The sequence below is a fragment of the Pseudomonas sp. TE3644 genome, from assembly GCF_056278815.1.
This window is the reverse complement of sequence record NZ_JBWBQF010000001.1, coordinates 6,161,484-6,180,992: the sequence shown is the minus strand read 5'-3', so window position 1 is coordinate 6,180,992 and position 19,509 is coordinate 6,161,484. Positions and strand designations below refer to the sequence as shown.

The following is a 19,509-nucleotide window of genomic DNA, read 5'->3' as shown; positions in this document are numbered from 1 at the left end:
AGGCTGCGCTGGCCGTGTAGCTCACCTCACATCAATTGCCGAACAGCTTCTTCGAGCGATTGACCTCCGCTTTCCCGGCATCCTCCAGCAGGGTCTTGGTACCCGAACTCAGATTGCGCATGGCATCGGCCTGGGACTGCACCACATCGGTCTGGGCCGCCTTGCCGCGCAACTCGGCATCGACGTATTCATTGGCCCGATCGGCCTTGGCTTTCATGGTTTGCAGCCGCAGCTTGCGCTCTTCGATATCCAGCGCGTGTTCCTCGTCCTGATGCTGCTCTGTGCGCGCACGCTGGCGTGCCTGTTCCCGCGCAAGCACTTTGCGCTTGGCCGCCGCCTGCTCGGCTGCGCGGGCCTGGCTAGCACGCCGGGCGCGTTGCTCGGCTTCTTCACGGGCCGTCGCCTTGGCCTGCTCGGCGGCTTGTACCTGTTGCTGCTGGACTTCGATCTGGTGCAGCTGGTCGAACGGGCCGGCCTGCGCTTCGGCCGCCAGGGCAGCAAGGGCTGCCACAATGATAAGGCGTGCCATCAGCCTTTTACCTCAGGTGGGCAAGTGGCATTGGGCTGGATACGCGTCTCGTTGTTGAGCATCGTCACCATCAACGACACTTCACCGGTGGTGAATTGGCAGGGGCGACCGACCTGGGCCGACGTGTAAATCCTGCCGTCCTCCGAATAACCCAGCAGCACGCCGGGAACCAGGCTGGTGTCGTTGACCATCGAGCCTGCCAAGGCACCGGCCGCTCCGCCGCCCAGGCCACCCACAAGCGCCGTGTCACGGTTCTTGGTGGAACCAAGCATGGCCCCGCCGGCGGCGCCCAGCAGGCCACCCACCACAGTGGCGGCCTTGCGGTTGGCTTCGTTGGTCACCTTGATGCGGGTAGGGGTGACGGTGATGATTTTCACCGTCCTGGCCGCTTGTTGCTGGTTGACCTGGCTGGCGTCGAAAACGTCGGCCTGGTATTGCTCGCCCGGGGCCTGGCAGCCGGTGAGCAGGGCGGCGAGCGAAAGCGCGGCCACAGTGTGTTTGAACATTGGTTGAACCCTTGGAGTAATGAACGAGCGGCACGTGAAGGCCTGCTCAGAAACAGAACGCCAAGTTTAAAGAGGGCTCTCAGGGGGCATCAGTGCCCGATTTCCCAAGTGATAGTGGGAAATATCCGAAACTGTTGATTCGACACCTGCATCGCGGCCAAGGCCGGCTGCTACCACGGACGGCGTAGGAGCCGACCTTGGTCGCGATGCAGACGACGCGGTTTCAAGGCAGTCGCAGCTACAGGGTCAATTCCAGCACCCGGTCCACCAGCTTGTTGATGCCTTCGGCCGCCTCGCCAATCGACTGGGCGCTCATGTACGCCGGCGTGCTCACCAGCTTGCGCGCCGTGTCTTCGACAATCTCGCTGACCGCGCACGGCTCATGGGTACCGCCCATCTTGTCGATGGCCTTGGCGGTGTCCTCGTCGGTGCCGATGGTGCAGGTCACGCCTGGGCCGTAGATCTTGGCGGCCAGGGCAGGGGAGATGCAGATCAGCCCCACCGGCTTGCCGGCCTCGGCGAAGGCTTCGGCCAATTCCAGCAACTGCGCGTTCACGGTGCAACCGGCGCCCTGGGTGGCAAAATTGGAAAGGTTCTTCGCAGCGCCGAAGCCGCCTGGCACGATCAGCGCGTCGAATTGCTCTGCATCGGCCTGGGCCAGGTCTTTGACTTCGCCACGGGCAATGCGCGCCGACTCGACCAGCACGTTGCGGGTCTCGGGCATTTCTTCGCCGGTGAGGTGGTTGATGACGTGCATCTGTTCAATGTTCGGGGCGAAGCATTGAACCTGGGCGCCGCGCTGATTGAGGCGCAGCAGGGTGATCACGCTTTCGTGGATTTCGGCGCCGTCATAAACACCGCAGCCGGAAAGGATTACCGCAACTTTCTTGGTCATGCTTGCTTCTCCCAACGCTGTCCCTGTATCTCTGAGCTTATCAGTACATGGAACACAGGGGCGACGTTGGGTTCAGCGCAGCTTACTCGGCCTGCTGGTCGGCAGCCGTCTTGCGCGCTACTCGCGCGGCCTTGATGCGCCGGCGCAGCCACAGCAGGCCACCCAGCAGCAACAGGCCACCCAGTACCCACAGCTCGTATTTCTTGATGTTGCCCAGCATGCCTTCCAGGATGGCCCCGAAGTGATAGGCGGCCAGCGCCAGCACCGTGGCCCATACGGCGGCGCCGATGCCATTGAGCAACAGGTAACGACGCGGCGGGTAGCCGGACAGGCCGATGGCCACCGGCATCACGGTGCGCAGGCCGTAGACGAAGCGGAAGCTCAGCACCCAGATGTCCGGGTGCTTGCGGATGTGCTCCAGCGCGCGGTCGCCCATGAGCTGCCAGCGCGGCTTGCGTGCCAGCAACTTGCGCCCATGCTTGCGCCCCAGGAAGTACCAGAGCTGGTCACCGGCGTAGCTGCCGAAGAAGGCCACCACGACGACCAGGTTGATATCCATGTATCCGCGGAACGCAAGAAACCCGGCCAGGACCAGAATCGTCTCGCCTTCGAAAAACGTACCTAGAAACAGGGCCAGATAGCCGAAATCCTGCAGAAATTGTTGGAGCATTGTCTGGATGCTGGCGAAATGAACGCGCAGCCTAACCCGTCGCGGCCATTCGTGAAAGTGTCGAAATGTGTCTCGACGTGAACAGCGTGCAGAATGACAATGGGCAACGCTGTCTGTAAGGGCTTGACGCAAGATTGTCATGCAAACGTCATAATGCCCGCTTATAACTGTCGCGCCGGCCCGCACGCGTGGGCCCAGGAGTTTGCCGTGAGCCGTGCCCGCGCCCTGCGCCTGCCCTCCAGCCACCGTCAGTGTGATGAGTTGGCGTCCCGCCTCGTCAGTGCATGTACAGTCACTGTCGACGATATGATCGTGCCAACCACCGCCTCACCTGATTCGCAAACCGTGCCGCTCAACTGAATGAGAGGGCAATTGAGCCCTTCAGGATCGCTAGATGAATAACGAAGCACTTCAAGAGACTGCCGTGAAAGAAGCACAGCCAGTGCTTGAGCAGATCATCGAAACGCCACCGGCGATGGAGCCGATCGAAGAGCCCGTTGCCGAAACCACCCCGGCCACCGCGCCCCTGCCCGCTGCGGTGCCTGGGCTGGATGACAGTAGCCTGTACATCCATCGCGAGCTGTCCCAGTTGCAGTTCAACATCCGCGTGCTGGAACAGGCTCTGGATGAGTCCTACCCGCTGCTGGAACGCCTGAAGTTTCTGCTGATCTTCTCCAGCAACCTGGACGAGTTCTTCGAGATCCGCGTGGCGGGCCTGAAGAAGCAGATCACCTTTGCCCGTGAACAGGCCGGTGCCGACGGCCTGCAGCCGCACCAGGCGCTGGCGCGCATCAGCGAACTGGTACACGGCCATGTAGACCGCCAGTACGCGATCCTCAACGATATCCTGCTGCCGGAGCTGGAAAAGCACCAAGTGCGCTTTATCCGCCGTCGCAACTGGACCACCAAGCTCAAGACCTGGGTGCGCCGCTATTTCCGTGACGAAATCGCGCCGATCATCACCCCCATCGGCCTGGACCCGACCCACCCGTTCCCGTTGCTGGTGAACAAGAGTCTGAACTTCATCGTCGAGCTGGAAGGTATCGATGCCTTCGGTCGCGATTCGGGCCTGGCGATCATTCCGGCGCCACGCTTGCTGCCGCGGGTCATCCGCGTGCCGGAGGAAGTGTCTGGCACTGGCGACAACTTCGTGTTCCTGTCGTCGATGATTCACGCCCACGCCGATGACCTGTTCCAGGGCATGAAGGTGAAGGGCTGCTATCAGTTCCGCCTGACCCGTAACGCCGACCTTGCGGTAGACACCGAGGACGTCGAAGACCTGGCCCGCGCCCTGCGCGGCGAGCTGTTCTCGCGTCGCTACGGCGATGCCGTGCGCCTGGAAGTGGCCGATACCTGCCCTAAACACCTGTCCGACTACCTGCTCAAGCAGTTCAGCCTGGCGGAATCGGAGCTGTACCAGGTCAATGGGCCGGTCAACCTGACGCGCCTGTTCAGCATCACCGGCCTGGACAGTCATCCGGAGCTGCAATACAAGCCGTTCACCCCGGCCATCCCCAAGCTGCTGCAGAACAGCGAGAACATCTTCAGCGTGATCAGCAAGCAGGACATCCTGCTGTTGCACCCGTTCGAGTCGTTCACGCCGGTGGTCGACCTGCTGCGCCAGGCCGCCAAGGACCCGCACGTGCTTGCCGTGCGCCAGACCCTGTACCGCAGCGGCGCCAACTCGGAAATCGTCGATGCGCTGGTGGATGCCGCGCGTAACGGCAAGGAAGTGACCGCGGTCATCGAACTGCGCGCCCGTTTCGACGAAGAGTCCAACCTGCAGATGGCCAGCCGCCTGCAAGCTGCCGGCGCCGTGGTGATCTACGGCGTGGTGGGCTTCAAGACCCACGCCAAGATGATGCTGATCCTGCGCCGTGAAGCCGGCGAGATCGTGCGCTACGCCCACCTGGGTACCGGTAACTACCACGCCGGCAACGCGCGCCTGTACACCGACTACAGCCTGCTGACCTCCGATGACGCCTTGTGCGAAGACGTGGGCAAGCTGTTCAGCCAGCTGATCGGCATGGGCAAGACCCTGCGCATGAAGAAGCTGCTGCACGCGCCGTTCACGCTGAAGAAGGGCATGCTCGACATGATTGCCCGCGAGACCCAGTTCGCCCTGGAAGGCAAGCCGGCGCACATCATCGCCAAGTTCAACTCGCTGACCGATCCGAAGATCATCCGCGCGCTGTACAAGGCCAGCCAGTCGGGCGTGCGTATCGACCTGGTGGTGCGCGGCATGTGCTGCCTGCGACCGGGCATTGCCGGGGTGTCGCATAACATCCAGGTGCGCTCGATCATCGGCCGCTTCCTGGAGCACACGCGGGTGTTCTACTTCAGCAATGGTGGCGAGGAGCAGATGTTCCTGTCCAGCGCCGACTGGATGGAGCGCAACCTGGACAAGCGTGTCGAGACTTGCTTCCCGGTAGAGGGCAAGAAGCTGATCCTGCGGGTGAAGAAGGAGCTGGAAAGCTACCTGACCGACAACACCCACTCGTGGATCCTGCAGCCGGACGGCCGCTACGTGCGTAGCTCGCCAACCGGCAACCAGAACCCGCGCAGCGCCCAGGACACGCTGCTGGAGCGCCTGAGCATCCCGATCCTTACCGTACGGTAAGCACCACCGCGACCCGGGTCAGCCACTCCGCTTCCAGCGCGAAGTCGGCCTGGGTCAGTTGGTTCTCTTCCAGCCAGCCAGCCGGGAATTCCACTTCCAGGCTGTCCTGGCCTGCGTACAGCTTCACGGCCGGCATTTCCTGGGTACCACGGATGTGGTGGAACAGGATGGCGAAGCGCAGCAGTACGCACAGGCGGATCAGCTTGACGCCTTCGTCGCCGAACTCGGCGAACTTGTCCCGCGGGATGTTGCGGCGGTGGCCACGCACCAGCAGGGCCAGCATTTGCTGGTCTTCGCGGGAGAAGCCGGCCAGGTCGGAATGCTCGATCAGGTAGGCGCCGTGCTTGTGGTAGTGGTAGTGGGCGATGTCCAGGCCCACTTCATGCACCTTGGCGGCCCAGCTCAGCAGTTCGCGCCACACCCCATCGTTCAGATCCCAGTCGTCGGCCACCTGGTCGAAGGCGTGCAGTGCCTTGCGCTCCACGCGGGCAGCCTGGTCCAGGTCCACGTGGTAGCGCTCCATCAGCGAGCTGAGGGTGCGCTCGCGCACGTCTTCGTGGTGGTGGCGGCCCAGCAGGTCGTACAGCACGCCTTCGCGCAGGGCGCCATCGCAGTGGTCCATGCGCTGCAGTTCGAGGGCGTCGAAAATCGCTTCCAGAATCGCCAGGCCCGCGGGGAAGATCGAGCGGCGGTCAGGCTTGATGCCGTCGAAGTCGATCTTGTCGACCTCGCCCAGTTTGAACAGTTTGCGCTTGAGCCAGGCCAGGCCTTCGGCGTTGACCTCGCCGGTGCCATGGCCGCCGGCCTTCAGGGCCAGGCCGATGGCGCGGATGGTGCCCGAGGAGCCGATGGCCTCGTCCCAGGTCAGGCGGTGCAGGGCATTCTCGATGCTCATGATTTCCAGGCGCGCGGCGGTGTAGGCCTGGGCGTAGCGCGCCGGGGTGATCTTGCCGTCCTTGAAGTAGCGCTGGGTGAAGCTGACGCAGCCCATCTGCAGGCTCTCGCGCAGCAGCGGCTCGAAACGCTGGCCAATGATGAACTCGGTGCTGCCGCCGCCGATGTCGGCCACCAGGCGCTTGCCGGGGGTGTCGGCCAGGGTGTGGGACACGCCCAGGTAAATGAGACGGGCTTCTTCACGGCCGGAGATGACTTCCACCGGGTGGCCGAGGATTTCCTCGGCGCGGCGGATGAACTCGCCACGGTTGCGCGCTTCGCGCAGGGCGTTGGTGCCGACGATCCGCACGGCGCCCAGGGGCAGGCCGTTGATCAGTTGCGAAAAACGCTTCAGGCAGTCGAGGCCGCGCTGCATGGACTCTTCGTCCAGGTTGCGCTGCTCGTCGATACCGGCGGCCAGCTGAACCTTCTCCCCCAGGCGCTCGAGAATGCGGATTTCATTATGGTGGGCTTTGGCCACTACCATGTGAAAGCTGTTCGAGCCCAGATCGATGGCGGCGATCAGGGAAAGGTTGGGGGCGGTGGCTTGCGGCATGGTCTGAGAATCCCGGTCGATAACCCTGCCATCGTGCCACGAACCAGCGGTGCCGCCAACGCGTTTGGATTTGTGTTGCCTGCTTCCCGAGCTTCGCCCGGTCCCACAGGGGTGCACCGACTCCTGTGGGACCGGGCGAAGCTCGGGAACGGCTCACTGCATACCAATGAAATTCGCCAACTCCGGCGTCTGTGGCTCGGCAAACAGCTGCTTGGGGTGCCCCACTTCATGCACCTTGCCCTGGTGCATGAACACCAATTTATCCCCCACCTCGCGGGCGAAGCGCATTTCGTGGGTCACCATGATCAGCGTCATGCCGTCCTGAGCCAGCTGGCGCACCACGCTGAGCACTTCATTCACCAGCTCCGGGTCCAGCGCCGAGGTGATCTCGTCGCACAGCAGCACCTTGGGCGACATGGCCAGGGCGCGGGCAATGGCCACGCGTTGTTGCTGGCCGCCGGACAAGCGGTCGGGGTAGGCGTCGAACTTGTCGCCCAGGCCCACGCGCTCCAGCATCTGCCGGGCCAGGGTGGCCGCCTTGGCCTTGGCTACTTTTTGCACAACCTGCGGCGCCAGCATCACGTTCTCGCCCACGGTCAGGTGCGGGAACAGGTTGAACTGCTGGAACACCATGCCCACCTTCTGGCGCAGGCTGCGCAAGTCGGCGCGGGCGGCGTCCAGGTATTCGCCGTCCACTTCGATGACGCCGTCGTTGATCGATTCCAGGCCATTGAGGGTGCGCAGCAGGGTGCTTTTGCCCGAACCGCTGCGGCCGATGATGGCCACTACCTGACCTTCGTCCACCGTCAGGTCGATGCCCTTGAGTACGTGGTGCTCACCGTAATATTTGTGCAGGGCGGAAATTCTAAGCAGAGGCATGCAGTCTCCTTTCCAGGTAGCGGGCGCTGAGCGACAGCGGGTAGCACAGGATGAAGTAGCCCAGGGCCACCAGGCCGTAGACAGTGAAGGGTTCGAAGGTGGCATTGGCGAGCATGCCGCCGGTCTTGGTCAGTTCGGTAAAGCCGATGATCGAGGTCACGGCGGTGCCCTTGACCACCTGCACCGAGAAACCCACGGTGGGCGCTACGGCGATGCGCAGGGCCTGGGGCAGGATCACGTGGCGCAGTTGCTCGTAGGGCGTCATGGCCAGGCTGGCCGAGGCTTCCCATTGGCCATTGCCGATGGATTCGACGCAGCCGCGCCAGATTTCGGCCAGGTAGGCGCTGGTGAATAGCGTCAGGGCCAAGGCAGCGGCAACCCAGGGTGAAATGTCGATACCCAGCAGCGCCACGCCGAAAAACACCAGGAACAGTTGCATCAGCAGCGGCGTGCCCTGGAACAGTTCTATATAGCCGCGGGCGATGCCGCGCGGCAGCCCCTTGTCGCTGATGCGCATGGTCATCACCAGCAGGCCAATCACGCCGCCGCCGATAAAGGCCACCAGGCTAAGGGCCAGGGTCCACTGCAGGCCCAGCAGCAGGTTGCGCAGGATGTCCCAGAACGTGAAGTCCATCAGCGGCTCCTTGCCAGGTAGCGACGGCCCAGCCAGTTGAGCAGGGCACGGATCAGCACGGCCATGGCCAGATAGATGAGGGTGGTGAGCACGTAGGTTTCAAAGGCGCGGAAATTGCGCGATTGAATGAAGTTGGCGTAGAAACTCAGCTCCTGGGTGGCGATTTGCGAGCACACCGCCGAGCCCAGCATGACGATGATGATCTGGCTGCTCAGCGCCGGCCAGACCTTGCCCAGCGCAGGCACCAGCACCACGTGGCGGAAGGCCTCGGCGCGGCTCATGGCCAACGCTGCCGCGGCCTCCAGTTGCCCGCGCGGGATGGCCTGGATTCCGGCACGGATGATCTCCGTGCTGTAGGCGCCCAGGTTGACCACCATGGCCAGCACGGCGGCCTGCCACTCACTGATCTGCACGCCCAGGGACGGCAGCCCGAAGAAGATAAAGAACAGTTGCACCAGGAACGGCGTGTTGCGGATCAGTTCGACATACACGCCGAATATCCCCGCGAACGGGCGGATCTTCCAGGCGCGCACCACGCCACCGACCACCCCCAGGCTGACACCCAGCAGGGCGCCGATGGCAGTCAGCTCCAGGGTGAACAGCGCGCCCTTGAGCAGCAGGTCGGCGTTGGCGATGACCGGGCTGAAATCGAAGTGGTAGGCCATATCAGGTCGCGTGCCTCAAAGATCGGCGGGCAGCGGCTGTTTCAGCCAGGTCTGCGAGTTCTTTTCCAGGCTGCCGTCCTGCTTGGCCGTGGCGATGATCTCGTTGACCTTGGCCAGCAACTGCGGCTCGCTTTTGTTCAGGCCCACGTACACCGGCGAGTCCTTGAGTTTTACCTTCAGCGCTGGAATGCGCTTGGGGTTGCGCTCGCTGATGGCGACCATTACCACGTTGCCGCTGGCGATCAGGTCGACCTGGCCGGCCAGGTAGGCGGCGATGGTGGAGTTGTTGTCCTCGAAGCGCTTGATGGTCACGCCTTCGGGCGCCACCTTGGTCAGCTCGATGTCTTCGATGGCGCCACGGGTGACGCTGATGGTTTTGCCCTTGAGGTCGTCCAGGGTGGCGACGGGCGCGTCAGGTGGGCCGAACACGGCGAGATAGAAGGGTGCGTAGGCGCTGGAGAAATCGATGACCTTCTCGCGGTCCGGGTTCTTGCCCAGGCTGGAGATCACCAGGTCGACCTTGCCGGTGGTCAGGTAGGGGATGCGGTTGGTGCTGTTGACCGGGGTCAGTTCCAGCTTGACCTTGAGGCGGTCGGCGATCAGCTGCGCGGTATCGATGTCCAGGCCGCGGGGCTTCATGTCCGGGCCGATCGAGCCGAAGGGCGGGAAGTCCTGGGGCACGGCGACTTTCAGGGTGCCGCGCTGGACCACATCCTCCAGGCCGTCGGCGTGGGCGGGGGCCTGGCAAAGCATCAGGCTGGCGAACAGAGCGGTGAGCAGGGCGGTACTGCGCTGGATCATGGCACGGTCTCCGAAAGTGAGTGGCAAACCGCAGTGCACAGCCCATGCCAGTTCCCTGTAGCCGCTGCCGCCAGGCTGCGCTGGCCTGGGTGAACGCTGGAAATCATCAGCGGGGCACAGGGCCAGCGCAGCCTGGCGGCAACGGCTACGGGTGTTGAACGAGGTCATACTGGTCTGAACAGTTGCACCGGTTTCGGGCAATGAATACGGGGCTTGCACGTTATCGGGCGTGATTTGCCAGCCCGTGGAAATGGCGTTACAAGGTCATTTTCCAGCGGCCCGAATACCTGTGACGATGATGAATTCAATGAATCGAGCGGTACCTGACGTGGCCATCCAGGGCATCCGTCAGATGATCAGCCGAGACGGTTACGAGGCCGGCGCCGCGCTGCCTTCACAGCGTGATCTGGCCGAGCAACTGGGGGTCAGCCGCGCTTCGCTGCGCGAGGCCTTGTCGACTCTCAGCGCCCTGGGGGTGGTCAGTATTCAGCCAGGCAAGGGCGTGTTCGTGCAGGCACCCAGCGCTGCACCGTCGTCGAGCGGGGGCCTGGTCTGGCCTTTCGCTGCACAGGCGGCACCCGAAGACATCTTCCAGTTGCGCTATGCCCTGGAAAGCTTCGCCGCAGGCCTTGCCGCGGTGCGGTTGACGGCCGAGGAACTGGACGGCCTGCAGGACAACGTCGAGGCCATGCGCGCCGAACTGCGGGCCGAGGATTTCGAAGCGGCGGCACGCCTGGACTTCGATTTCCACCGCCGTATCCTGGTGGCCAGCGGCAATCAGGCCATGGCCGGCATCCTGGTGGCCAGCGCCGATATCTTCCTGGAAAGCCAGAAGTTGCCGTTTATCCGCAGCGAGCGCGCCATGGAAACCTGGCAGGAGCACCGCAAGATCCTTCGCGCCCTGGCGCGTCACGCCGCGGCGCCGGCCTCCAAGGCCATGCAGGAGCACATCCGCGCCGCCGCCTTGCGCACGGGGATTGCGTTCGTGGCACCGTAAACGCCTGATTGGTCAAATCTTGAACAGTCATAGCGAGACTCAATCATCAGTGGCTTCCTGTAAAAGGCCTGTGCCGTTATGATGGGCAACGTTTTTTTACATCCGACTGCGGAGCCCCTTATGAGCAGCGACAAAATCGTTCACGTCACTGATGCAACCTTTGAGGAGCAAGTACTCAAGGCCAAGGGCCCTGTCCTCGTTGACTACTGGGCTGAGTGGTGCGGCCCATGCAAGATGATCGCCCCTGTTCTGGACGAGATCGCCGGTACCTACGAAGGTAAAGTGACCATCGCCAAGCTGAACATCGACGACAACCAGGAAACCCCTGCCAAGCACGGCGTGCGCGGTATTCCTACGCTGATGCTGTTCAAGGACGGTGAAGTGGCAGCGACCAAGGTCGGCGCCCTGTCCAAGTCGCAATTGGCCGCTTTCCTGGATGCCAGCCTGTAATAAGGCCGAAATATCCAGTGGTAATAGCCCCGCACCTTGCGGGGCTTTTTCTTGGGCGAACGACTAGACGCCCGGAAATTCAGGTGTTACATTCGGCCTCGCACTAGTATCTCTAGTGCCCCCTGCAAGCCGTCGCCGACGCACTCCTACTCGAATTAGTACGCGATCCTGTCGCCTTCTCTGCGGCGCGGCCTCATTAAGCCCAAAGCTTAATTTCTCCCTCCATACATGATTACGTCATTCCCTTATGAACCTGACTGAACTCAAGCAAAAGCCGATTACCGATCTGCTCGAAATGGCCGAACAGATGGGCATAGAAAATATGGCCCGTTCGCGCAAGCAGGATGTGATTTTCTCCCTGTTGAAGAAACATGCCAAAAGCGGCGAGGAAATCTCCGGTGATGGCGTGCTGGAGATTCTCCAGGACGGCTTCGGCTTCCTGCGTTCGGCTGACGCTTCGTACCTCGCGGGCCCGGATGACATTTATGTCTCCCCAAGCCAGATCCGTCGCTTCAACCTGCGCACCGGCGACACCATCGTCGGCAAAATCCGCCCTCCAAAGGAAGGCGAGCGTTATTTCGCCCTGCTCAAAGTTGACACCATCAACTTCGACCGCCCGGAAAACGCCAAGAACAAGATTCTGTTCGAAAACCTGACGCCGCTGTTCCCGACCGTGCGCATGAAGATGGAAGCCGGCAACGGTTCCACCGAAGACTTGACCGGTCGTGTCATCGACCTGTGCGCCCCGATCGGCAAGGGCCAGCGTGGCCTGATCGTTGCTCCGCCGAAAGCGGGCAAGACCATCATGCTGCAGAACATTGCCTCGAACATCACGCGTAACAACCCTGAAGTTCACCTGATCGTGCTGCTGATCGATGAACGTCCGGAAGAAGTGACCGAAATGCAGCGCACCGTGCGCGGCGAAGTGGTTGCCTCCACCTTCGACGAACCGCCAACCCGCCACGTGCAGGTTGCCGAGATGGTGATCGAGAAGGCCAAGCGCCTGGTCGAGCACAAGAAGGACGTGGTCATCCTGCTGGACTCCATCACCCGTCTGGCGCGCGCCTACAACACCGTGATCCCGAGCTCCGGCAAGGTACTGACCGGTGGTGTCGACGCCCACGCCCTGGAGAAGCCAAAGCGTTTCTTCGGTGCTGCGCGTAACATCGAGGAAGGCGGTTCGCTGACCATCATCGCCACCGCGCTGGTTGAAACCGGCTCGAAGATGGATGAAGTGATCTACGAAGAGTTCAAGGGTACCGGCAACATGGAACTGCCCCTGGACCGCAAGATCGCCGAGAAGCGCGTCTTCCCGGCCATCAACATCAACCGTTCGGGTACCCGTCGCGAAGAGCTGCTGACCGCCGACGACGAGCTGCAGCGCATGTGGATTCTGCGCAAGCTGCTGCACCCGATGGACGAAGTAGCCGCCATTGAGTTCCTGGTCGACAAGCTGAAGCAGACCAAGACCAACGACGAGTTCTTCCTGTCGATGAAACGCAAGTAACGAGCCTTCCGGCCCGTTCAAAAAAGGCGCCCCCTGGGGCGCCTTTTTTTATGCGCGCCTTTTCGTACACCGTAGCCACTGCCGCCAGGCTACGGGTTGCCTGGATTTATTGTTGTTTTCGGAACTGTTACAAAGATCGTGTTTCTATTACCTTGGTCATGGCCCTGAGGGCCGGACTTCGTATCGCTGTTTCAATAATAAAAGCAAAGGATTGTCATGGTCGGACTCGGTTACCGTCGAGACATAGACGGGCTACGTGCGCTGGCCGTCAGTATGGTCGTGCTGTTTCATTACGGCATTCCCGGGTTCACTGGCGGCTTCGTCGGCGTCGATGTCTTCTTCATCATATCGGGGTATCTGATTACCTCGATCATCTGGCGCCAGCGTGAAGCGGGCCAGTTCAGTTTCATCGATTTCTGGACCCGCAGGGCCCGGCGAATCCTGCCGGCCTTGTTTACAGTAATGGCTTGTTGCCTGGCGCTTGGCTGGTGGTTACTGACCCCGGATGAGTACGTCCAACTGGGCCGATCGGTGCTCTACCAGGCGATGTTCGCTTCCAATATCCTTTTTCGTAGCCAGGACGGTTATTTCGAGACCGCCTCGGACCTCAAGCCGTTGCTTCACACCTGGTCGCTATCGGTCGAGGAGCAGTTCTATATTGTCTTCCCGTTATTGTTGGGGCTGCTGATCCGCTTCTCACGGCATTGGCGATGGTGGCTGCTGGCATTGGCGTTGTTGTCGCTGGCGTTGAGCATCAGGGCAGTTGATCGCCATCCCGCAGCGGCGTTCTTCCTATTGCACATGCGCGCCTGGGAGCTGCTTGCCGGCGGCTTGCTGGCAGTGCTGCCGACAGGCAGGCGAGTGATGGCGAACTGGATATGTCAGGCCGCCAGCCTCGTCGGGCTGGCAATGCTGGCGCTGGCGACCTTCACTTATGATCAGTCCACGGCTTTTCCAGGGCTGGCGGCCCTGCTGCCTGTGCTGGGCACCCTCGCGATCATCTGGGCTAGCGGGCAACAGCCCACATGGGTGGGACGGCTGCTGGGCAGTAAGGTGCTGGTGGGCATTGGCCTGATTTCCTACTCCTGGTATTTGTGGCACTGGCCCGTTCACGTCTTCGCCCGGTATGCGGCCGTGGATGGGCTGACCGGGGGGCAGGTTTTCGTGCTGTTGGTGCTCAGTCTGTTGCTGGCGTATGTTTCGTGGCGCTGGGTAGAACAACCATTTCGCCGCATGGGCTCAGGGCAGGCGCCTCGCAAGGTGCTGGCCTGTGCGCTTGGTGCGTTGCTGATGCTGGGCTTTGTCGGCAAGGGCCTGGTGGTCTTCGATGGGGTGCCGACGCGCTTGTCTGATCAGGCGTTGCGTTACGCCGACGCCGCGCACTGGAATGACGGCCAGATGCAGTGCATGTCCGACAAGAAGACCGCCCGGCCAATGTGCACCTTTGGCCCACCGACAGCCAATACCCCGTCGATTCTGGTTTGGGGCGACAGCCACGCCGCCGGCCTTGAGCCTGCGTTGCGCATGGCCGCCCGAGCCCATGGCCAGGCGGCTTCACTGGCCTCACGCTCGGGTTGCATCCCGGTCCCCGCACTGGAAGCCCAATCTGCCTGCCGACATTTCAACGAGCGCACACTTGAGCATGCCAGCGCGAAGGAGGTGACCGATGTTGTGATCGCGGCCCGCTGGAGCCTTTATCTGTATGGTGATGAGCGCGGGGACGACACCCAGGTGATCAGGGCGCCCGGTAGCCGGGCAGTTGACAGTGTCTACGCCGAGAAGCAGTTGCAAAGCCATTTGCAGGCTTTGGTCACACGGTTGCGGGCAGGGGGTCGTCGTGTATGGCTGGTCAAGGAGGCCCCATTGCAAAAGCATCGGGTGCCTCATCAACTGAGCCGGCTCGCGATGCTAGGGCGCGCGGCTGATGGTCAGGGGCGGCCGCTGGCAGACCATCTGGCTCGACAGGCGTTCATTGACCGCCTTTTCAGGCAGATGGCCGAGGCTGATCCCCAAGTGAAAGTCATCGATCCGACGCCGGCCCTGTGCGCCGAAGGCGGGATTTGTCGCATGGAAGCGGGCGGCGAATCGTTGTACATGGATGACAACCATTACAGCGATGGCTCCGGTGCGATACTGCAACCGGTGCTGGCGCCGCTGTTCGAGCAGGGCGCGCTGAGCGCCGGAGCGCAGAGAATTGGCGCTTATTCCTCGCAATGACGGCGCCAAGGCTGCCAGCCAGCTCGGGAGCAGGTACGATGTACGCCTATTTTACGAGTGGCATGGTCGATGAAATTCAAGGATCTTCGGGATTTCGTGCAGCAGCTTGAGCAGCGCGGAGAGTTGAAACGCATTCAAGTGCCGATTTCTCCGGTGCTGGAAATGACGGAAGTGTGTGATCGCACACTGCGCAACAAAGGCCCGGCGCTGCTGTTCGAGAAACCCACCGGTTACGACATCCCTGTGCTGGGCAACCTGTTCGGCACCCCGGGCCGCGTGGCCCTGGGCATGGGCGCCGAAGACGTCAGCGAGCTGCGCGAAATCGGCAAGCTGCTGGCCTTCCTCAAGGAACCGGAGCCGCCCAAGGGGCTGAAAGACGCCTGGTCGAAGCTGCCGATCTTCAAGAAGATCATCGCCATGGCCCCCAAGGTGGTCAAGGACGCGGCGTGCCAGGAAGTGGTCATCGAGGGCGATGACGTCGACCTGGGCATGCTGCCGGTGCAGACCTGCTGGCCGGGCGACGTCGCGCCGCTGATCACCTGGGGCCTGACCGTCACCCGCGGGCCGAACAAGGACCGCCAGAACCTGGGTATCTATCGCCAGCAGGTGATTGGCCGCAACAAGGTCATCATGCGCTGGTTGAGCCATCGTGGCGGCGCGCTGGATTATCGCGAATGGTGCGACAAGCACCCCGGTCAGCCCTTCCCTGTGTCCGTGGCGCTGGGCGCAGACCCTGCGACCATTCTGGGCGCGGTCACGCCGGTGCCCGACAGCCTGTCGGAGTACGCCTTTGCTGGCCTGCTGCGCGACAACCGCACCGAGCTGGTGAAGTGTCGCGGCAATGACCTGCAGGTTCCGGCCAGCGCCGAGATCGTGCTGGAAGGGGTGATTCATCCCGGCGAAATGGCCGATGAAGGCCCGTACGGTGACCATACCGGTTACTACAACGAGGTCGACAGCTTCCCGGTGTTCACCGTGGAGCGTATCACCCATCGCATCAAGCCGATCTACCACAGCACCTACACCGGCCGTCCGCCGGATGAACCGGCGATTCTGGGCGTGGCCCTGAACGAAGTGTTCGTGCCGATCCTGCAGAAGCAGTTCCCGGAAATCACCGACTTCTACCTGCCGCCCGAGGGTTGCTCGTACCGCATGGCGGTGGTGACCATGAAGAAGCAGTACCCAGGCCATGCCAAGCGCGTGATGCTGGGTGTGTGGTCGTTTTTGCGCCAGTTCATGTACACCAAGTTTGTTATCGTCACCGACGACGACATCAACGCACGCGACTGGAACGACGTGATCTGGGCCATTACCACGCGCATGGACCCCAAGCGCGATACGGTGATGATCGATAACACGCCGATCGATTACCTGGACTTCGCGTCGCCGGTGTCCGGCCTGGGCTCGAAAATGGGCCTGGATGCCACGCACAAGTGGCCGGGCGAAACCACCCGTGAGTGGGGGCGTGTAATCGTCAAGGACGATGCCGTTACCCGTCGCATCGATGAACTGTGGAACCAGCTGGGAATAGATTGATGCGCGTAACCTTGCAGCCATCGGGCGCGGTGCTGGACACCCGCCCTGGGGAACGGATTCTGGAAGCCGCCCAGCGATTGGGTCATGAGTGCCCGCAAAGCTGTCGCAATGGCAATTGCCATGTGTGTTCGGCGTTGCTGGTCGAAGGCCGGGTGCTTCAGGATGGCGTAGAGCGTGACCACGGTGAAATCTACACCTGCATCGCCGAGCCACTGGAGGACTGCATTGTGCTGTGGGACGGCGTGCTGGCGCTGGGCGAACTGCCCGTGCGCCGCTTCGCGTGCCAGTTGAGCGAATGCACCCCGGTGGGTGGCGACGTCTGGCGCGTACGCCTGCGTGCGCCGGCCGGCAAGCCGCCGCGCTACCACGCCGGGCAATACCTGATGATCGAGCGCGAGAACGGCGAGAAGTCGGCGTTTTCCCTGGCGTCTGCGCCCCACAGCGGCCGTGATCTGGAGATGCACGTGCTGGTCCGCGAGGCCAGTGCGCAAAACCTGATCGAGCAGTTGCAACGCAACGGCATGGCGCGTGTGGAGTTGCCGTTTGGCGATACTCACCTGGCCGAACTGCCGGACGGCCCGCTTGTGCTGATCGCCGCTGGTACCGGTATGGCGCAAATGCACAGCCTGATCGAGCATTGCCGCGCCCAGGGCTTCAGGCACCCTGTGCACTTGTACTGGGGCGTGCGCAGGCCTGAGGACTTCTATCAGGTGGAACACTGGGAGCAGTGGAAGTCGTTACCCAATCTGTTCCTGCACCAGGTGGTCAGCGATCTGTGCGGCTGGGAAGGGCGTTGCGGCATGCTGCATGAAGCGGTCTGCGAGGACATTGCCGACCTGAATGGGGTGAGCGTCTACGCCAGCGGTTCGCCGGCGATGATCTACGCCACGCTGGACGCCCTGGTGGCGGCTGGCATGGACGCGCACCAGATGCGTGCGGATGTATTTGCCTACGCGCCGCGCCCTTAAAACCCCGGATAGGAAGTTTCTGGATATGAAACTTCCTAATATCTTGTGGGAAACTTCCGCAGGCTCGGAAGTGCACTATCCTCAACTCATGGATCAGGGGTAATTTTGTCGTCGGCGCCACATGTGTGCGCTGTTGGCGAGAATGGTCCATATCGGTGCTTTATAACCAACACAAATCCGGTTGCTTATAAGGCTTCGCAACAGCTTGTTTTTCTGAGGTTATCTGCCGTACGGTAACAGCGGGGCTGAAGCAATCGGTTACAGTGGATTGGCCATGTCGATTCACGGGGATATCAGGCGACGACTATGTCGGCTATCGAAACTGCGCACTTCAATGCGATTTATCCACCATCGCTCGACCTGGGGCCGCAACTGACCCACGAGCAATTGGTGCACTCACTCCACACTACCATGGCGCGCCATAAAGGCGGGCCGGTCTGGCTGTTTGCCTACGGCTCGCTGATCTGGCGCCCCGAATGCAGCGCCGTGGAGCGCCGACGCGCGCGGGTGCATGGCTATCATCGTGGCCTGTACCTGTGGTCCCACGAACATCGCGGCACGCCCGAGCGCCCCGGCCTGGTGTTTGGCCTGGACCGGGGCGGTTCGTGCAGCGGCTTTGCCTATCGCCTGCCGCAGGACCAGCTGGAGGACTCGCTGCTGGCCCTGTGGCAGCGGGAGATGCCGTACCCCTCATACCGACCGCATTGGTTGAACTGCCGTCTTGACGACGGCACCAAGGTGCAGGCGTTGGGGTTCGTGCTGGAGCGCCATCTGCCCAGTTACGCCGGCAACCTGCCCGACAACCTGCTCAGCCATATCCTGAAAAGCGCCAGCGGCCGGTTCGGCAGTACGCTGGATTACGTGCAGCAGACCATCAGCGCCTTGCGCAGCCACGAAATGCCGGACCGCAACCTGGAAGCGCGGATAAAACGCTGCCATTCGCGCGAGGCCTAGCCGCCTGTGGCCGGCGCCATCAGCTCCCGGTACATGCCTTGTACGGGCGCAACCGGTGCCGACAGCCCCACTGCCGGGTTGAACGGCTTGCCCGCCAGTGAAGAGAAAGCCGCCCAGTTGCTGCCATGGCTGACCGCGCGTTCGTTGTTCTGCGATTCGGTGACGGGGATGCCGCCGGGCACGTTGATATAGGAATATTTGCGCATGTTGGCGTAGATATCGTCGCTCTTCTGCATGGCCTCGTGCGCACGCTTGATCGCGCCGGCGTCCAGCCCCAGCTGTTTGCCCAGCTTTGCCCCCCAGCGTTGCAGGCAGGTTTCGGCCAGATGCCGCACAATCAGGCCGGGTTCAGGGACCATCTTCGGGCCGCTGTCACCATTGATCGAGGCATTGCCGACCAGCGTGGCGTGCCGCCCCGGCAGCGGGTAGATGCCGATTCGGGTCTGCGGGGCGGTTTTGGGGATTACGCTGGCAAACCCTTTGCTGCGTTCATCCCGGGCGTAGAAACCCACGTACTCCCTGACGTTGGCCCCCAACTGCACGCGCTCGGGCTGGAAATTGAATGGGCCGGGCACCGGGTCGACGGCGAAAATATTCACCGGGATATGCTTGAGCGCGGGGTCGTTGAGCATGGCATTGGCCAGCATGTGACAGCTGATGCCGCCGCGGCTCCAGCCCACCAGGTTGACCTGGGTGGGGATCTTGCCGCCCACCCGGAACTGGTTGACGATCTGCTGTTGCAACTGCTGCGGGGTGACCTTGCTGTCGCCATAGTCGTACACCCGTGCCCAGAACCTGCCTTTGACGGTGACGTCCCTGATCGGGATGCCGGCCGCCTTCAGCGCCTGGTAGCGCGCCTCGGTCAGCTTCTCGCGCTGCCATTCGAACTGGCCCTTGATCATGTTCAGGGCATGGCGCACGTTGGTTTCCCAGCCCTTGCCAAATGCCGTGCCTGCATAGGGGTGGTCGTGGGATTCCACGGTGAGTGTATCGGCCTGCAGGTTACCGCTGCCGGGGCCATCGACGATGATCCAGTGGGCAAACTCCCTGTCCTGCGTGTTGGCGGCGAGGGTGGCGATCAGCTCGCCATTCCAGTAGTTCTGATGGTTGTTGTCGAATTGGGTGGCACTGGTACCGCAGAAGTAAACGGTGAATACGCTCATGTTCAGTCCTTGTACAACGGCGTTGAGAG

18 protein-coding genes are annotated in these 19,509 nt (G+C 62.2%); 8 read left to right on the top strand and 10 right to left on the bottom strand.

Going from position 1 to position 19,509, the window contains the following annotated elements; all coding sequences use genetic code 11:
* Positions 1-31: 31 nt before the first annotated feature.
* The 4 genes from ACZ9GA_RS27395 to ACZ9GA_RS27380 all read right to left on the bottom strand — a co-directional run bounded on the left by ACZ9GA_RS27395 (position 32) and on the right by ACZ9GA_RS27380 (position 2,600).
* Positions 32-529, bottom strand: a complete 498-nt coding sequence (locus tag ACZ9GA_RS27395; RefSeq protein WP_457359347.1) for a DUF5384 family protein — start codon at positions 527-529, stop codon at positions 32-34.
* Complete coding sequence (locus ACZ9GA_RS27390; RefSeq protein WP_457359349.1) at positions 529-1,035, bottom strand: hypothetical protein; 507 nt, start codon at positions 1,033-1,035, stop codon at positions 529-531. Before ACZ9GA_RS27390 ends, ACZ9GA_RS27395 begins: the two co-directional genes overlap by 1 nt.
* 238 nt (positions 1,036-1,273) lie before the next feature.
* Complete coding sequence (gene elbB / locus ACZ9GA_RS27385) at positions 1,274-1,930, bottom strand: isoprenoid biosynthesis glyoxalase ElbB (protein ID WP_457359351.1); 657 nt, start codon at positions 1,928-1,930, stop codon at positions 1,274-1,276.
* Between the two features lie 82 nt (positions 1,931-2,012).
* Positions 2,013-2,600 (bottom strand): DedA family protein, encoded by a 588-nt coding sequence (locus tag ACZ9GA_RS27380; protein WP_457359353.1) that lies wholly within the window; start codon positions 2,598-2,600, stop codon positions 2,013-2,015.
* A 394-nt stretch (positions 2,601-2,994) separates the two neighbouring features.
* Between ACZ9GA_RS27380 and ppk1 the strand changes: the two genes are divergently transcribed.
* The gene (ppk1, locus tag ACZ9GA_RS27375) at positions 2,995-5,220 is read left to right on the top strand and encodes a polyphosphate kinase 1 (protein WP_457359355.1); all 2,226 of its coding nucleotides are present in this window, start codon (positions 2,995-2,997) and stop codon (positions 5,218-5,220) included.
* Here the strand turns inward: ppk1 and ppx are convergent.
* From ppx to ACZ9GA_RS27350, 5 genes are all read right to left on the bottom strand, one after another.
* On the bottom strand, positions 5,207-6,709 hold the full coding sequence (gene ppx / locus ACZ9GA_RS27370; RefSeq protein WP_457359357.1) for an exopolyphosphatase: 1,503 nt from the start codon (positions 6,707-6,709) through the stop codon (positions 5,207-5,209). The genes ppk1 and ppx overlap by 14 nt on opposite strands.
* Positions 6,710-6,862: 153 nt before the next feature.
* Complete coding sequence (locus tag ACZ9GA_RS27365) at positions 6,863-7,588, bottom strand: amino acid ABC transporter ATP-binding protein (RefSeq protein WP_457359359.1); 726 nt, start codon at positions 7,586-7,588, stop codon at positions 6,863-6,865.
* Positions 7,575-8,225, bottom strand: a complete 651-nt coding sequence (locus ACZ9GA_RS27360) for an amino acid ABC transporter permease (RefSeq protein ID WP_457363638.1) — start codon at positions 8,223-8,225, stop codon at positions 7,575-7,577. The genes ACZ9GA_RS27365 and ACZ9GA_RS27360 overlap by 14 nt, the downstream gene beginning before the upstream one ends.
* Positions 8,222-8,887, bottom strand: coding sequence for an amino acid ABC transporter permease (locus ACZ9GA_RS27355; RefSeq protein WP_457359360.1), 666 nt, complete (start codon positions 8,885-8,887; stop codon positions 8,222-8,224). Before ACZ9GA_RS27355 ends, ACZ9GA_RS27360 begins: the two co-directional genes overlap by 4 nt.
* A gap of 15 nt (positions 8,888-8,902) precedes the next feature.
* Positions 8,903-9,688: a transporter substrate-binding domain-containing protein gene (locus tag ACZ9GA_RS27350; RefSeq protein WP_457359362.1), complete on the bottom strand. Its 786-nt coding sequence runs from the start codon at positions 9,686-9,688 to the stop codon at positions 8,903-8,905.
* Between the two features lie 298 nt (positions 9,689-9,986).
* Here ACZ9GA_RS27350 and ACZ9GA_RS27345 point away from each other — a divergent pair, with 298 nt between their 5' ends.
* From ACZ9GA_RS27345 to ACZ9GA_RS27315, 7 genes are all read left to right on the top strand, one after another.
* Positions 9,987-10,685, top strand: a complete 699-nt coding sequence (locus tag ACZ9GA_RS27345; RefSeq protein WP_457359364.1) for a FadR/GntR family transcriptional regulator — start codon at positions 9,987-9,989, stop codon at positions 10,683-10,685.
* 120 nt (positions 10,686-10,805) lie between these two features.
* Positions 10,806-11,135 (top strand): thioredoxin TrxA, encoded by a 330-nt coding sequence (gene trxA / locus ACZ9GA_RS27340; protein ID WP_027979977.1) that lies wholly within the window; start codon positions 10,806-10,808, stop codon positions 11,133-11,135.
* 247 nt (positions 11,136-11,382) lie between these two features.
* A complete protein-coding gene (gene rho, locus ACZ9GA_RS27335) occupies positions 11,383-12,642 on the top strand; it encodes a transcription termination factor Rho (RefSeq protein WP_027979976.1) in 1,260 nt (419 codons plus the stop codon).
* A gap of 216 nt (positions 12,643-12,858) precedes the next feature.
* Entirely contained in the window at positions 12,859-14,859 is a 2,001-nt protein-coding gene (locus ACZ9GA_RS27330) for an acyltransferase family protein (RefSeq protein WP_457359366.1), read from the top strand.
* 69 nt (positions 14,860-14,928) lie between these two features.
* Positions 14,929-16,395, top strand: a complete 1,467-nt coding sequence (ubiD, locus tag ACZ9GA_RS27325) for a 4-hydroxy-3-polyprenylbenzoate decarboxylase (RefSeq protein WP_027979974.1) — start codon at positions 14,929-14,931, stop codon at positions 16,393-16,395.
* The gene (locus ACZ9GA_RS27320) at positions 16,395-17,363 is read left to right on the top strand and encodes a CDP-6-deoxy-delta-3,4-glucoseen reductase (RefSeq protein WP_457359367.1); all 969 of its coding nucleotides are present in this window, start codon (positions 16,395-16,397) and stop codon (positions 17,361-17,363) included. The genes ubiD and ACZ9GA_RS27320 overlap by 1 nt, the downstream gene beginning before the upstream one ends.
* 306 nt (positions 17,364-17,669) lie before the next feature.
* Positions 17,670-18,317: a gamma-glutamylcyclotransferase gene (locus tag ACZ9GA_RS27315; RefSeq protein ID WP_457359369.1), complete on the top strand. Its 648-nt coding sequence runs from the start codon at positions 17,670-17,672 to the stop codon at positions 18,315-18,317.
* Here ACZ9GA_RS27315 and ACZ9GA_RS27310 read toward each other — a convergent pair.
* Positions 18,314-19,480 (bottom strand): hypothetical protein, encoded by a 1,167-nt coding sequence (locus ACZ9GA_RS27310; RefSeq protein WP_457359370.1) that lies wholly within the window; start codon positions 19,478-19,480, stop codon positions 18,314-18,316. The two genes, ACZ9GA_RS27315 and ACZ9GA_RS27310, sit on opposite strands and share 4 nt — an antisense overlap.
* Positions 19,481-19,509 lie beyond the last annotated feature (29 nt).

What these genes read in the sequence shown, in the direction of transcription:
- ubiD (WP_027979974.1), top strand. Translation starts at nt 14,929, where the DNA reads ATGAAATTCAAGGATCTTCGGGATTTCGTGCAGCAGCTTGAGCAGCGC.
- ACZ9GA_RS27330 (WP_457359366.1), top strand. Translation starts at nt 12,859, where the DNA reads ATGGTCGGACTCGGTTACCGTCGAGACATAGACGGGCTACGTGCGCTG.
- ACZ9GA_RS27310 (WP_457359370.1), bottom strand. Translation starts at nt 19,480, where the DNA reads ATGAGCGTATTCACCGTTTACTTCTGCGGTACCAGTGCCACCCAATTC.
- ACZ9GA_RS27320 (WP_457359367.1), top strand. Translation starts at nt 16,395, where the DNA reads ATGCGCGTAACCTTGCAGCCATCGGGCGCGGTGCTGGACACCCGCCCT.
- ACZ9GA_RS27380 (WP_457359353.1), bottom strand. Translation starts at nt 2,600, where the DNA reads ATGCTCCAACAATTTCTGCAGGATTTCGGCTATCTGGCCCTGTTTCTA.
- ACZ9GA_RS27345 (WP_457359364.1), top strand. Translation starts at nt 9,987, where the DNA reads ATGAATTCAATGAATCGAGCGGTACCTGACGTGGCCATCCAGGGCATC.
- ppk1 (WP_457359355.1), top strand. Translation starts at nt 2,995, where the DNA reads ATGAATAACGAAGCACTTCAAGAGACTGCCGTGAAAGAAGCACAGCCA.
- ACZ9GA_RS27365 (WP_457359359.1), bottom strand. Translation starts at nt 7,588, where the DNA reads ATGCCTCTGCTTAGAATTTCCGCCCTGCACAAATATTACGGTGAGCAC.
- trxA (WP_027979977.1), top strand. Translation starts at nt 10,806, where the DNA reads ATGAGCAGCGACAAAATCGTTCACGTCACTGATGCAACCTTTGAGGAG.
- ACZ9GA_RS27350 (WP_457359362.1), bottom strand. Translation starts at nt 9,688, where the DNA reads ATGATCCAGCGCAGTACCGCCCTGCTCACCGCTCTGTTCGCCAGCCTG.
- rho (WP_027979976.1), top strand. Translation starts at nt 11,383, where the DNA reads ATGAACCTGACTGAACTCAAGCAAAAGCCGATTACCGATCTGCTCGAA.
- ACZ9GA_RS27395 (WP_457359347.1), bottom strand. Translation starts at nt 529, where the DNA reads ATGGCACGCCTTATCATTGTGGCAGCCCTTGCTGCCCTGGCGGCCGAA.
- ACZ9GA_RS27390 (WP_457359349.1), bottom strand. Translation starts at nt 1,035, where the DNA reads ATGTTCAAACACACTGTGGCCGCGCTTTCGCTCGCCGCCCTGCTCACC.
- elbB (WP_457359351.1), bottom strand. Translation starts at nt 1,930, where the DNA reads ATGACCAAGAAAGTTGCGGTAATCCTTTCCGGCTGCGGTGTTTATGAC.
- ACZ9GA_RS27355 (WP_457359360.1), bottom strand. Translation starts at nt 8,887, where the DNA reads ATGGCCTACCACTTCGATTTCAGCCCGGTCATCGCCAACGCCGACCTG.
- ppx (WP_457359357.1), bottom strand. Translation starts at nt 6,709, where the DNA reads ATGCCGCAAGCCACCGCCCCCAACCTTTCCCTGATCGCCGCCATCGAT.
- ACZ9GA_RS27315 (WP_457359369.1), top strand. Translation starts at nt 17,670, where the DNA reads ATGTCGGCTATCGAAACTGCGCACTTCAATGCGATTTATCCACCATCG.